Genomic DNA, 14525 nt, shown 5'->3' with positions numbered 1-14525 from the left:
GCGCGTTCGTTGTTAATGATTTTTTGACGTTATAGTTAGTATTCACTCGCGCCACCTTGTTCCGCCTCTGACATTTCAACTTTGGTAAGTCGTTCTTTCCAACATCCCGTCCCATCTGGGATTAATTCTAATAACTCTAAATGATCTGCGTTTACCGCCAATACTTTGCCATGATAAAGCCCCATGTACTCGCCACTTTTTACCCGATACAAGCCCTGGTTAACGGCTTCAATTAACGCCCAGCGGCCATCAGGCTTAGCGATGATCCCTTTCATTCTAAGATTATCTAAGGGAAATTTTTCTAATGGGTCGCGTGCACGGTCAGGGTCAGGGTGCAGACAGTTTTTCACTTGCACTACTTTATTTTCAATGACCTCGGGTTGTGGTGCCACAAATGGGCTGCGCAAGTTGCTAGCACTGTACTGAAACGGTTCGTAGCTTTGCATTTCTGGAATTGGCTCTATTTTAGGTGTAGAGCTGGCTTTCACCTGATCAATGAATTCTTTTTGCTCTGCTGTGCTGTCGTTACAGCCACTTAGCAGTAGTAACAACCCAGCGCTTAAGATGGCTCTAATCATTGCGCTCTCCATGTTCATAGCGATAGGTCTTCGCCACCACACTGAACGTGAGCTCGCCGTTTGCGGCATTTTCAATTCTAAAATCATGTAAACTCACGATCCGTGGTAAATCCGACACCTTGCTAACAAACTCTCCAAACTCATGGTATTTACCAATCACTTCTAACTGAATAGGCAGTTCGGTATAAAACTCTTTGCGAATTTCTGGCATCCAACCAATCTTTAAAAAAGTCAGGCCACTGGAGGTGCCAACGTACGTCAGGTCGTCTAACAAGCCTGGCGTTTCATTAGAGCTAGGTAGCCGTCTTAATAGCTCGGTAAATTGGGCTTCCATATCAATCATTTGCTGCTTATAAAGCTCTAAGTTATTGGCCCGTGCATATTTAATTCGGTAACTGGTTCTCAACTCTTGCTCTTTTTTTACCGCTTGCTCATAGCGATCAATTGAGCTCGACACCATTAGGTTATAGCCCAAAATAAGCATTAGCAGCACCACGATCACAGAGCAGAGCACTTTTACTGGAAATGGCCAATGACCGATGTTATCGAGTTCGAGCTCGTTCCAGTCGATTTCTTTTAATTCTTTTAAGTCAAACTTCATACCATTCCCACCTAGTTTTCTTTATCGGCTAAGTTCATGTCTTCATGAGACTTAACGTAAAAGTGCATGGTGAAGTCACTAAGTAGACTGGCACTTTGTTCACCTGCAACAATCCCTTGAATGACTGGGCGCTCTAATAAATAAGAAGATTCAACCTGGCGCAACATTTGCGATAGCCGGTTATTCGATTCACTGCGACCTATCACCTTAATCTTGTCGCCTTGTCGCTCTAGGTTGGTTAAATAAATGCCCGCAGGAACCACCCTTGCTATTTCATCAATAATTTGTGTGCCTAGGCTGCGGTTTAATTGTAACTCTTCGATTAAACGAATGCGGCGCTGCAGGTTTTCTTTTTGCTTGTTGAGGTTATTAATGGCGGTAATTCGAGAATCAAGGTTGGATATCTCGGATTGCAGGTAGCGATTTTTAATTTCTTGGCCGTCCTTTAAACCATCATAGAAACTGCCAAGTAAATACATCAAGAGCAAACAAACAGCGATAATGGCTGCAATGATGGATAAAAACAGTTGCTGCGAAGCCTGCCTCTGCTGTTCCCGCCAGGGTAATAAATTTATATGTGGCATGAAGAAAAGCTCCTTAACGCAAGCCCTGTCGCCAAAGCAAATTGCGCCTTGTGTTTTTGCATCACATGGCGGTCCACCTTCGGGGCAATTTCCATGTCGCAGAACGGATCAGCCACTACGGTATGAATGCCCAGCTCATCAATTAACAGCTTGTCTAAGCCATCCACCAAAGCGGTGCCCCCAGTTAAAATAATATAGTCAATATGATCTTTACCACTGGTGGTCATAAACATTTGCAGTGAACGACGAACCTGTTGTAACAGAGAAGTTTGAAACGGTGCCAGCACTTCAAAGGTGTGGTTTGGCGGCAAGTCACCGGTGGTTTTAGCCAGCTCGGCTTCATCGTAAGTTTTATTATAATACGCAACGATACTGTTGGTGTATTGATCGCCGCCAAAGACTTGATCTCGCGTGTAAATCGTTTTGCCCGACTGCACTACGCTAGTAAGCGTTAATACCGCCCCTATATCAATAACAGCGACGATTTTATCGTAAGCGTCAGCAGGCAAGGTGCTGTACAGTACGTCTAACGAGCGGCTCAAAGCATAGTTTTCCACGTCCACCACTTTCGCTTTAAACCCGGCTTCTTCAAGCGCTCCTACCCGTGCTTGGACGCTTTCTGTGCGTGCCGCAGAGAGTAGCACATTCATTTTTGAAGGATCCGCTTCATTGACGCCAATCTTTTCAAAATCAAGGCTCACCTCGTCCAGCGGATAAGGAATAAGGCTGTCGGCTTCAATGGCAATTTGTGACTCCAATTCAGCATCAGTTAATGACACATCCATAAAAATCACTTTGGTTATTACGGTTTGACCCGATACGGCAACGGCTGCAAATTGTGTCATTCTGGGAATACGACGCTTTATTTTGCTAATGGCGTTACCTATGGCTTCGATGTCTTGAACTGCCCGCTCGTTTATTGCCCCTTTAGGAATAGGCTCTATCGCAACGGCTTCAACACGGTAACCAGCACTGGTTTGCGACAGCAAAACCGCCTTAACACAATGAGAACCGATGTCGATCCCTATCATTAAAGGTGATTGTTTTTTTAATAATTGGCTCAACATGTGAGGCGCCTATTCCTTTTTTACTCGTGTATCTTAAAAATTTAGCACACAAAAATATTAATCGTTTTTTAATCAAGATATACTAGCAGCCTCTACCTGTAATTGGGAGTCTAACTAGGGATAATTCCGTGAAATTATTGAAAAGATTATTACAATTCGCTTTTGTTTGTACCCTTTTAGGCATATTTATTCTTATCAGCCTTTATTATTATGTCAAATCTGACATACCAAGTGTAGAGGTTTTAAAAGATGTGCAATTACAAACCCCTATGCAAGTATTTACCAGAGATGGCAAACTGATCAACCAATTTGGTGAGAAGCGCCGTATTCCGGTGCGCTTGCAGGATGTTCCGGTGCCGATGCAGAAGGCCTTTTTGGCCACCGAAGACAACCGTTTCTATGAACATTTTGGTATCGACCCTATCGGTATCGTACGTTCAGCCATTGTGCTTATTACCACTGGAGAGAAAAAACAAGGTGCCAGTACCATTACGATGCAGCTCGCGCGCAACTTTTTCTTAACCCGAGAGAAAGCCTATATTCGTAAAGTAAAAGAAATCTTTATTGCGTTGCATATTGAGCAACTACTGACAAAAGATGAAATTTTTGAGCTTTATTTAAACAAAATTGAGTTAGGAAACCGCGCATTTGGCATTGGTGCCGCGGCTCAAGTGTATTATGGTCGTGCCTTAAATGAACTCACTCTCCCTGAAATGGCGATGATTGCAGGCCTACCTAAAGCACCATCGGCATTAAACCCAATTCGCAATCCTGAACGCGCCAAACAACGCCGTAATGTTGTGCTGGGCCGAATGCTAGCAGAGAATTATATTTCTCAAGCACAATTTAACAGCGCCAGCAGTGCCCCTATTACCGCTCAGTTTCATGGTGCCGAAATCGAGTTATATGCCCCCTATATCTCTGAAATGGTGCGTGCCTATATGGTCGAGCGCTACGGTACTGATAAAGCCTATAACTCTGGAATGAAAGTGTATACCAGTGTCGATTCTGATATGCAGTTAGCCGCACAACAAGCCTTGATTAACAATTTGCATGCGTACGATGAGCGCCATGGCTTCCGCGGCCCAGCAGCTGTGTACTGGCAACACGAGCAACAAGCCCCGCTTAACCAAACGCAAATACTGGAACGACTGCAACAAGTCGATGCTATCGAGCCATTGCAAGCGGCGGTTGTCACCGCCATTGGTGAACAAACGGCTGAGGTGCTCCTTGCCAGTGGCGAGCAAATTACCCTCGAATGGCCTGGGCTGAAGTGGGCCAGAGCCTACATTTCAGACCGCCGCCAGAGCCTGCCGCCGAAAACCACTGCCGATATATTAGCGCCCGGAATGCAAATCTTTGTACGCCAGCATGAAGGTATCTGGATGCTTAGCCAATTGCCACAGGCATCCAGCGCCATTGTCTCTTTAGATCCGCAAGATGGCCGCATAAAAGCCATTGTCGGTGGCTATAGCTTTGCTCTTAGTCAATATAACCGCGCCACACAAGCCAAGCGCCAAGTGGGCTCGAATATTAAGCCGTTCATTTATTCTGCGGCACTGGAAAAGGGCTATACCCTCGCCACTATCTTAAATGACGCCCCCATTAACCACTGGGATCGCAGCGTTGGCGTGGCTTGGAGACCGAAAAACAGCCCTGAAGTGTATAACGGCCCAATTCGTATTCGCCGCGCCTTGGCACAATCTAAAAACGTAGTGTCAGTGCGATTGATCAAAGGCGTGGGGATCAATACAGCCGCAGATCACTTATTAAAATTTGGTTTTCAAAATCAGGATATTAATCGCAGCGAGTCTTTAGCGCTCGGCAGTGCCGCTTTAACCCCACTCGAGATGGCTCGTGGTATGGCCACGTTCGCCAATGGCGGCCACCTTATCGAGCCTTATTTCATAGCGAGAATCACCGATCCATACGGTAATGAGTTAGGTAAAGCGACACCGCTAAAAGTATGTGATGAGCAACAACTTGAAGACCACCCTGAATTGTGTGCCCCTCAGGTGATTTCAGAACAAAATGCTTTTTTAATTGCCGATGCTCTGAAAAGCGCCATCTGGGGCGGCGGAAGCTGGAAGCACGATACCGGTTGGAGTGGCACAGGTTGGCGGGCGCAGTGGTTAAAGCGTCGTGACTTGGCTGGAAAAACCGGTACCACTAACGATTCTGTTGATACTTGGTTCACTGGCTTTAATCGTAATGTCCTCACTTCGGTGTGGGTAGGATTTGACGATGCCGGCAGATCATTAGGCCGTGCCGCCTATAATGCTAACCTAGGAAATAACCAGCTTGTGGGCGCAGAGTCCGGCGCCATTTCCGCACAGCCGGCATGGATTGAGTTTATGCGTGCCGCATTAGCAGGGGAACCTGCCGCGCCGATTGAGCCACCACCGGGTCTGATTTCGACACGAATTGATCTAAAAACGGGCTTGCTGTCTCGTAAGAACGATCATACTTCACGGTTTGAGTACTTCGAACAAGGTACAGCACCAACTAAGTATGTGTTAGATAATGATTCAGGCACTCCATTCGACGGCGACGATAAGCTGCCATCGTCCGATGAGCTGTTTTAATAAACCAACACAGCTCTAATCTAATAAAAAAGCCGATACTGAATGTATCGGCTTTTTTATTTGGGATAGCTTTTTTGTTTGGGATAGTTATACCAATCCGCATTAATACTTGCTCAATTTGAGGGAGTAAATTTGAAGCTAACTGCGTTAAAAATTTCTTATTTAGAACAACTAAATAGCAAAATTTTTGCCTTGTTATCGACGAAATTTCCTTGCCTCAAAATAGACCACTTAATTAAGCGGATTGGTATTATTTTAAATTTTGCGCTAACCAGAATAAGTCAGAGTGGATCCCCGCAGCGGTAACTTCTTTGCCCGCTCCAGGACCTTGAATAACCAGCGGGTTGTCCTGATACCACTGACTATGAATCACAAAAATATTATCTCCTGGGGTAAGGTTCGCAATAGCCGAGCCTTTAGGCACTTGCGTGATACCCACTTGCGCCTTCACGCTACCGTCCACTTGCATTTGCAACGAACCGGTGTAACGCAGCTCAGCCTGATTTTGCTGTGCCGCCTGATAATGTTGCTGATAAAAACTATCAAGCTGCTGGCGTTGAGATAAAAACTGCTGCCAATCGCCTGTGCTTAATGACTCTGGCATCAATGCTTCTAAGTGGATATCTTGTAACTCTAGATCAATGCCCAGATCCCTTGCTAGGATCAGCAATTTACGCTGCATGTCTCGACCCGACAAGTCTTCCCGTGGGTCCGGCTCAGTGAAACCTAATTCTTGTGCCGCCAAGAGCAATTCAGAGAAAGGCTGCGAGCCATCGTAGCGACTGCATAACCAAGACAAGGTACCTGAAAATACTCCCTCTATTTTTACTACCTTATCGCCACTGTTTTGCAGGTCCGCCAGTGCAAAGTTTATCGGTAGTCCCGCCCCGACACTGGTATTGTATCGCCAGTGCAGGTTGCGCTCTTGAAGTTGTCGCCGCAGTGCTGAGTACCATGCTTGCGTTGCCGTACCGGCGTACTTGTTGGCACTGATTAAGTGGCAGTCATGTTCCACCAGCTGCGGATACAAGTCACTGAAACGCTCACTGGCGGTAATATCTATCACCACTTTATGTTCATAATCCAACTCTTTTATCCGCGATAAGAGCTGCGCTTCGTGGTACTCCACGGCTTCATTTTGCCATTGTTGTTGCCACGTCTCGAGGTTAACACCACTGGGACAAAACAACATTTCTTTAGAGCGTAACAAGGCAACCAGCTTGAGTTCGAAATGCTCACTGAGCCGCTCTATTTGCTGCTGACACTGCCCAATAAACACCTCACCGACATTGCCCAGGCCAGCAATAATCACTGCCAACTCGCGTCCACGATTAATTAACCGCTCATGTAAGATAGCCAGCACATCGCTGTCGATGGCTTGATCGGTCAACACTAAACTGTAGTCACTGTGTTGCAATGTGTAGCGTGTCACAATGGCGTGTTGATCTAATTGTTCTAAAGCCTGCTGATGCAACCCTGGTATATCTTGTGTTGGTGCCACCAAGGCAAACCCTTGCACCTGCGACTCGATAATATTCACCCGCGAGTCTAGCGCTTTAACCACATGATGGCTGAACTCTGAAGGCACTAGCAAGTAGTCGTCACCACCTTTGTCAAACTGGTGAATACTTTGTTGGATAAGCTGACTGAGCTGCTTCACCTCGCCGCTTCTTAAGCCTTCAACGCGCAGTAAGTCGAGCTGACCAAACGTGGTGATAAAACGTTTGGCTTTGCTATACCCGGCTTTTACTACTTCCGTGCCTGCAGTGTCTTGGTCAAAGCTGCTTCTCACCTGCAATTTAATGTCAGTGTTTTTCAGTGGGGAGAGGGTTTTAGCGTGCAGCACTGGGTTGCCAAGACGAGCTAACAACTCCGCCTGCGAGCGGCATATTTTCTGGTATTTTACCGCCGCGGCCACTTTTCTTGGATCGGCGCTAAACACACCTGTGGTATCAGTCCAAATAGCCACCTGCTCAGCATCAATATAACTGGCCAGTAAGGTTGCGCTGTAATCACTGCCATTGCGACCTAAAGTCACCGTTTCTGCGTGGCTGTTACTGGCAATAAAGCCGGTGACTACATTAATTTTGTTGCTCTCAAGCTGAGCCTGACACGATGCTTGATTCTGTGCGTGCAGTAATACGCCATCTTGTTGCGTAAATAAGCGCCGAGCATCGACATCGCAGGCGTCAACTCCACTGGCCTTAATAAGGCCTGCTAACAGTCGCGCAGACCAAAGCTCACCATGGGCTAATAAACTGGCGTAATGCAGCTGCTGCGCCTGTCTTGCTGTGGTGATGGTTTGCAACTCTTGGCTTAACTCGCGCAACAGCGCCTGATGAACAGAGCCAACGAATAAGGCATCAATTAATTCACGTTGATGGTTCTCAAGTTGCAGTAAGATGTCATTAAATGCCCGATCGTCTTGCTGTTGATAACTTTGCCATAAGGTAACCAAGGTATTTGTGGTTTTACCGGCAGCCGAAACAACCACACAATCTCCCGCTTGGCAATGCTCTAGCACTATGCCTGCGACGACTTGATAGCGCTCTGCTGAACTTAAGCTCGAGCCACCAAATTTATGTACAACTTTTGTCATTCCCTCACCATAAAACTGTGTGTGCAGGCGTCAATTTGAATGATTTGGCATCATCCGTCGCCTTGTTAGCATAAATACAGGTAAACCCAGCTTCTAAGTCTGCGATAAGGTCGCGTACGTCCTCAATGCCAACCGAAATACGTATCAAGGTATCACCTACGCCAGCTTCTAGTCGTGCTTGTGGATCCATGCCGGCATGGGTCATAGTGGCTGGGTGACAGATTAGGCTTTCTACGCCCCCTAATGATTCCGCCAAGGAGAATTGCTGCAACGAAGTTAAAAAACGCGCAGCAGTATCTAGATTGCCTTTAATGTTAAAACTCACCATGCCACCAAAGCCGAGCTGCTGTTTTTTCGCCAATTCATGCTGTGGATGGCTCGCTAAACCAGGATAATAAACTTGGCTTACATGGGGTGAAGCCGCAAGGTATTCTGCAATGGCTTGAGCGTTTTCTTGATGCTGGCGCAGCCGGACGTTAAGGGTTCTCAGCCCCCTAAGGGTCAAATAGCTATCAAAGGGCGCACCGGTAATACCAATATTATTGGCCCACCATGTCAGCTCATCGCCCAGCTCTTGGGTGCGAGCGATCACCGCACCACCGACCACATCCGAGTGACCATTAATGTACTTAGTGGTGGAGTGCACAACAATGTCGACACCGAAAGCAATTGGGTTTTGCAGTGCTGGGGATAAAAAGGTGTTGTCCGCCGCAACTAATGCACCAACAGCATGTGCCGCTGCTACCACTGCCTCGATATCGGTCAGCCTTAAAATAGGGTTACTGGGTGTCTCAATCCAAACCAGTTTTGGCTTTATTTCTGCTAACTTGTTGAGGTTGTCTGGCTGGGTAAGATCCAATACTTCTAGGTTCAGCAAGCCACGCTTAGCTAATGAGGTAAATAGACGGTAGCTGCCACCATAGCAATCATGGGGGATCACTAAGGTATCATCGTGATTTAACAGTTGCGTGATCAGATGCACTGCTGCCATTCCGGTGGCGGTAATAACACCTCGCGCGCCGCCTTCAAGTTCAGTGAGCGCCTCTGCCAACACGTCACGGTTAAAATTACCACTACGGCCATAGTCATAGTCACGTTTGGTATCAAAGTCGGCAAACGAATAGGTCGTAGAGAGATAAAGTGGCGGTACCACAGCACCATGTGCTTGGTCCGCTTCTATGCCGTGACGCACTGTCACCGTTGATTTGTTACTCTGACTCATAGGGTCACCTAGATATTTGGATGTTTAGACGTCCAAAAGGTTAGTTTATATAAAACTAGAAGTCAAAACATTTATCCTTCTAAATGGCTAAGTAACTAGTATTTGACTATCTTTTTTAAACCGATAAAATTTCGCCACTTTAGGCGTTGCTAATACGACTGAGTTATTGAAAACTATGGCAGGGATCTTACGATCTCGCTATAGCGGATTACTTTATTCATTAGGCTGAAGTAGGTTAAGACTTGACCGTCAGAAGTTTACCTAACACTTTTAAGTTGTGGATAATGCAGTTCAGAACCCAGTCATATTGGCATTGATGTAACTGAGGCAAGTACACGATTATGGCAAAATGGAATGGTGAATATATTCACCCATATGCAGAACACGGTAAAAAAGCAGAACAAGTTAAAAAGATCACAGTGAGCATTCCTTTGAATGTGCTAAAAGTGTTAACTGATGAAAGAACGCGCCGCCAGGTGCAAAACTTACGTCATGCCACCAATAGCGAGCTGCTTTGTGAAGCATTTCTACATGCATTTACAGGGCAACCTCTGCCCAGTGATGAAGATCTGCGCAAAGACAATCCGGAAAGGATCCCGCTAGAAGTCAGAGAGATCATGGCGGAGCGCGGCTTGGAAATACCTGAGATCAATGAGGAGTAATGCCAATTTAAGCGAATTGGTATCACGCTCAGAAATAAAAAAGCCTCTATATTAGAGGCTTTTTTATTACTATTTACATACTATTCGTTACTTCATGTAGTCTTCTGGCATATCAATTTGTGCCACACCTGACTCCACAGCCGCTTCCGCCACAGCTCTGGCAATACGCGGTAATAAACGTGGATCCATGGGTTTTGGAATAATATAGTCACAACCAAACTCCAAACTGTCCACGTCAGCGGCCTTCAACACCTCGGCAGGGACCGGCTCTTTAGCAATACTACGGATCGCTTCCACCGCGGCAATTTTCATTTCATCATTAATGGCGGTAGCACGGACATCCAAAGCACCACGGAAAATAAATGGGAAGCACAATACGTTGTTTACCTGGTTAGGATAATCTGAGCGTCCAGTGGCCATGATTAAGTCATCTCGTGTAGCATTGGCTAAATCCGGATTAATTTCAGGATCTGGGTTGGAGCAGGCAAATACCACTGGCTTGTCGGCCATTAGTTTAAGGTTTTCTGGCGACAACAGATCTGGGCCAGAGACACCAACAAACACATCGGCTTCGGCAATCACATCCTGTAGAGTGCGCTTATCGGTGTTATTGGCAAACAGCTTCTTATATTCGTTTAAGTCATCACGACGAGTGTGAATAACGCCTTTTCTATCCAGCATATAAATATGCTCTCGCTGAGCACCACACTTAATCAGCAGTTCCATACAAGCGATAGCCGCAGCACCGGCACCTAAGCACACAATAATGGCATCGTGAATATCTTTGCCTTGCACTTCTAACGCATTGAGCATGCCAGCGGCGGTAACGATTGCAGTACCGTGTTGATCGTCATGGAAAATAGGCACTTCACAGCGCTCAATCAAGGCTTGTTCGATTTCAAAACACTCTGGCGCCTTAATGTCTTCTAGGTTAATGCCACCAAAAGTGTCAGCAATATTGGCAACCGTATTGATAAAGTCTTCGGTGGTGTTATGTTTTACTTCAATATCGATGGAATCAAGACCCGCAAAGCGCTTAAACAACAGAGCCTTACCTTCCATCACCGGTTTAGAGGCCAACGGCCCAAGATTACCTAAACCAAGAATCGCAGTACCATTACTGATCACCGCAACCATATTGCCTTTACCGGTGTAGCGATAGGCATTCGCAGGATCAGCTGCAATCTCACGGACTGGCTCTGCTACCCCTGGACTATAAGCCAAGGCTAAGTCTTTGACGGTCTCTGCTGGTTTAGTCAGCTCAACACTGATTTTACCTGGAACGGGTTCTGCGTGATAATCTAAAGCTTGTTGACGAAAGTCTGTCATGGCGCGATATTTTCCTACGAATTTAATGTGAGAGTGTGGTAAATGTTCGCATTTTACGCATTGGAGCAAGACAACCTATTGGCCCAATACAGTGCGATTAACTATATGCACGACGACGCTGCAAAGAAGCCTTGTCAATAGGACATATAGTTAATCGACCGTGATCACACGATACCGAGTTCTCTTGATTATTCAAGTAAAATCAGGTCTATCCACTGGCAGCGATACTTCACCGACTTTTCTCAGAAGATGACCGCACTTTTAAGAAATTTTTCACATCATGACCCTGTTATTTTCATCTATGTCGGCTGCAAATCCATGCATAAAAGATGAAAAACCCAGCAGTCATTAAGACATTTCTATTTCGGCAAAGAAAACTTATTTTTACGGCTTTTAACCTTAATTTCTTAAAATTTAACCGCCATATTGCAAAACTTATAGACTCTACTTACACAGCTGCAGTATTCATAAATATATAAGCTCTCGGCAAATTCACAATCAAGCCAAGGAAATATTCGTTATTTAGCTCGAGAATAGAGCTAAAACTCTAATTCAATTAATTAGTAAAGAATTGCTGCCAAAGTAGGTTTTTTTGTCGTGAAGAGGGATGAAGTTTCGTCGTGAAAACGACCGCAGGCAAAAAGAGATAGGCACAAAAAAAGCACCCGAAGGTGCTTTTTCCGACTAGACAGGCAAGATTACTTCTTGCTGCTAAGTGCACCGAAACGCTTGTTAAAGCGATCAACACGGCCACCTGTATCTAGGATCTTCTGCTTACCTGTGTAGAACGGGTGACAAGCAGAACAAACGTCTAGGTGAATGTCTTTACATAGCGTAGAACGAGTTTCGAACTTGTTACCGCATGAACACGATGCAGTGATCGTCTCGTACTTAGGATGAATACCTTCTTTCATAGCAACCTCTAATTAGGCCGTATCGCTCTCCAAACCCGAAGCTTGGCACCATACGTAGTTATACAAAAATTGTGGACGCGTATTTTAGTGTTTAACTGAACATTCTACAAGCAATATTTTGGCTTTTTTTATTATCACACCGGCGAAGTTTTCACTTCTATTTTGCTTCGGTATATACTGCATCACTGCGCTAGTCACACGGAGTTGTTATGCTCATTCTTGAAGTTGCTATTAAGTTGCCATTGCACCGCACTTTTGATTACCTATTAGAGCCGCACCAGCAAGTAGAGCCCGGTATGCGTGTCAGCGTCAATTTTGGTAACCGTAAATGCACAGCCATAGCGCTGCAAAAGAAAAATCACACCGATGTACCAGAAGCAAAACTAAAAGCCGTGTTAAGTGTATTAGACACCCACCCTGTTTTTAACACCCAGCAACTGCAATTCCTGCGCTTCGTGGCACAATACTATTGCCACCCTATCGGTGACACTCTATTCACCGCACTACCGGCGGTGCTACGTGATGGTGGTAATCCAGATAAAACGCAAATTCCTCTGCTGAGCTTATCGGAAAAAGGCCTAGCGTTACCGACGTTACGCTCCAAGAAGCAGCAAGCCTTATTGTCGCAGTTGCACGAAGGGGGAGCCATCAAGTTAAGTGAGCTCAAAGCGTTAGGTTTTGCCCAGCAAACCATTAAGGGTCTAGAACAAAAAGGGCTTATTGAACAACATATTGAACATGAATGTAACTGGTCTCAGCAACCCCTAGAACTGGATAAAAAGCCACGCTTAAATGATCAGCAAGCCACCATTTGCAGTGCCATTAATGCCCAACAAGGATATCGCACGTTTTTAATCGAGGGGGTAACCGGCAGTGGTAAAACTGAGGTTTATTTACAATGTTTAGAGCAAATCTTAGCAGCCGGTCAGCAGGCGCTGATCTTAGTGCCAGAAATCGGCCTAACTCCGCAAACCGTTAACCGCTTTAAGAAGCGCTTTAAGAACATTCCCATTGATCTTTGGCACTCTAATTTAACCGATAATGAGCGCATGCATACCTGGCGGCGCGCTGAAAAAGGCAGTAGCGCCCTAGTGATTGGCACTCGCTCTGCAGTCTTTTTACCGTTTCAACGTTTGGGCATGATAGTCGTTGATGAAGAACATGATGGTTCCTTTAAACAGCAAGAAGGACTGCGTTATCACGCTAGGGATCTCGCGGCCTTTCGAGCCCACCAGCAACAATGCCCACTTATTTTAGGCACCGCAACGCCGGCACTCGATACCCTCAACAAAGCCATTACCAATAAGTACCAATTATTGAGCTTAACCAAGCGCGCTCAGACCCAGCAAGACAATAAGTTCGAATTGGTTGATATGAAAGGTCAGCCCGAGCAAGGAGGCTTTTCGGCAATGAGTTTACATTGGATGGAAAAGACCTTAGCTCGCGGCAAGCAAGTGATGGTGTTTCTCAATCGCCGTGGCTTTGCCCCGACCTTAATGTGCCACGAGTGTGGCTGGCTAAACACCTGCCGCCACTGCTCGACTAGCGCTACCTATCATCGCAGCCTTAATCGTTTGGTCTGCCACCACTGTGGTGAGCAAGACTTTGTGCCACAACAATGTCCTGACTGTGGCAGCACACAAATTATGCCGGCAGGGATTGGCACTGAGCAATTAGAGAGCTTTTTAACTGAACGCTTTAGCGACATTCCCATCACGCGCATCGACCGTGACTCTACACGCCGTAAAGGCAGCCTTGAAAGCGCCCTAGAAGAAATCAACCAAGGGGGAGCGCGAATCTTGGTGGGTACGCAAATGTTGGCAAAAGGTCATCACTTTGCCGATGTCAGCCTGGTTATTATTCTCGATGTTGACTCTGGTCTCTATTCTTGTGACTTTCGTGCCACAGAACAGATGGCGCAGCTTATTACTCAAGTGGCAGGGCGTGCTGGTCGAGCAGGAGAAGCGGGGACTGTGTTACTGCAAACTCATTTCCCCGAGCATCCGTTATTACAAGATTTGATCAACAATGGCTATGGGGATTTTGCACGATATGCTTTACAAGAGCGTGAAGAGGCGATGCTGCCGCCATTTGCACACCTTACCATTATTCGTGCTGAAGCGACCAACCAAAACACCGTATTACGCTTTTTATCGGATTTGGTTCCTGCCAGCCCCTATCCTGGTATACAATTGCTAGGTCCAATTCCTGCACCTCTTGAGCGAATTGCCGGAAAATACAGATATCAATTACATATACACGCACAAAAACGCACTGTGCTACGCGATTACCTCTCGCAACTCGCCAGCTACATTACCGCGCACGAGTCTGCGAACAAGGTACGCTGGAGCATAGATGTTGATCCAATGGATAGCTACTAAATT

11 protein-coding genes are annotated in these 14525 nt (G+C 46.0%); 3 read left to right on the top strand and 8 right to left on the bottom strand.

The genetic code is table 11. The features are described 5' to 3' along the window. Positions 1–35 precede the first annotated feature (35 nt). Genes R3P39_RS15230 through R3P39_RS15215 form a run of 4 tightly spaced genes read right to left on the bottom strand, consistent with a single transcriptional unit; the run spans position 36 to position 2830 of the window. Positions 36–578, bottom strand: coding sequence for a pilus assembly protein PilP (locus R3P39_RS15230; protein WP_336568503.1), 543 nt, complete (start codon positions 576–578; stop codon positions 36–38). Further along, complete coding sequence (locus R3P39_RS15225; RefSeq protein WP_336568502.1) at positions 571–1179, bottom strand: type 4a pilus biogenesis protein PilO; 609 nt, start codon at positions 1177–1179, stop codon at positions 571–573. The genes R3P39_RS15230 and R3P39_RS15225 overlap by 8 nt, the downstream gene beginning before the upstream one ends. A gap of 11 nt (positions 1180–1190) precedes the next feature. Continuing rightward, positions 1191–1763 carry a PilN domain-containing protein gene (locus R3P39_RS15220; protein WP_336568500.1) on the bottom strand — a complete coding sequence of 191 codons (573 nt, stop codon included), beginning with the start codon at positions 1761–1763 and terminating at the stop codon, positions 1191–1193. After that, positions 1751–2830: a pilus assembly protein PilM gene (locus tag R3P39_RS15215; protein ID WP_336568499.1), complete on the bottom strand. Its 1080-nt coding sequence runs from the start codon at positions 2828–2830 to the stop codon at positions 1751–1753. The genes R3P39_RS15220 and R3P39_RS15215 overlap by 13 nt, the downstream gene beginning before the upstream one ends. 128 nt (positions 2831–2958) lie before the next feature. Here R3P39_RS15215 and R3P39_RS15210 point away from each other — a divergent pair, with 128 nt between their 5' ends. Further along, a complete protein-coding gene (locus R3P39_RS15210; RefSeq protein ID WP_336568498.1) occupies positions 2959–5415 on the top strand; it encodes a penicillin-binding protein 1A in 2457 nt (818 codons plus the stop codon). A gap of 250 nt (positions 5416–5665) precedes the next feature. Here R3P39_RS15210 and metL read toward each other — a convergent pair whose 3' ends face one another. Further along, positions 5666–8014: a bifunctional aspartate kinase/homoserine dehydrogenase II gene (gene metL, locus R3P39_RS15205; RefSeq protein ID WP_336568497.1), complete on the bottom strand. Its 2349-nt coding sequence runs from the start codon at positions 8012–8014 to the stop codon at positions 5666–5668. A 4-nt stretch (positions 8015–8018) separates the two neighbouring features. Next, the gene (gene metB, locus R3P39_RS15200; RefSeq protein WP_336568496.1) at positions 8019–9236 is read right to left on the bottom strand and encodes a cystathionine gamma-synthase; all 1218 of its coding nucleotides are present in this window, start codon (positions 9234–9236) and stop codon (positions 8019–8021) included. A gap of 341 nt (positions 9237–9577) precedes the next feature. On the opposite strand from metB, the gene metJ reads away from it, so the two are divergent. Then, positions 9578–9898 carry a met regulon transcriptional regulator MetJ gene (metJ, locus tag R3P39_RS15195; protein ID WP_336568495.1) on the top strand — a complete coding sequence of 107 codons (321 nt, stop codon included), beginning with the start codon at positions 9578–9580 and terminating at the stop codon, positions 9896–9898. Positions 9899–9985: 87 nt separating this feature from the next. Here metJ and R3P39_RS15190 read toward each other — a convergent pair whose 3' ends face one another. Continuing rightward, positions 9986–11227, bottom strand: a complete 1242-nt coding sequence (locus R3P39_RS15190; RefSeq protein ID WP_336568493.1) for a malic enzyme-like NAD(P)-binding protein — start codon at positions 11225–11227, stop codon at positions 9986–9988. A 698-nt stretch (positions 11228–11925) separates the two neighbouring features. Further along, the gene (gene rpmE / locus R3P39_RS15185; RefSeq protein WP_336568492.1) at positions 11926–12141 is read right to left on the bottom strand and encodes a 50S ribosomal protein L31; all 216 of its coding nucleotides are present in this window, start codon (positions 12139–12141) and stop codon (positions 11926–11928) included. A 209-nt stretch (positions 12142–12350) separates the two neighbouring features. Here rpmE and priA point away from each other — a divergent pair, with 209 nt between their 5' ends. Next, on the top strand, positions 12351–14522 hold the full coding sequence (priA, locus tag R3P39_RS15180) for a primosomal protein N' (RefSeq protein WP_336568490.1): 2172 nt from the start codon (positions 12351–12353) through the stop codon (positions 14520–14522). The last annotated feature ends 3 nt before the right edge of the window (positions 14523–14525 follow it).

The organism is Pseudoalteromonas sp. UG3-2 (assembly GCF_037120705.1).
Taxonomy (GTDB): Bacteria; Pseudomonadota; Gammaproteobacteria; order Enterobacterales; family Alteromonadaceae; genus Pseudoalteromonas.
Note: the sequence above shows the minus strand (reverse complement) of the source record. Positions and strands in the feature narration are given on the sequence as shown.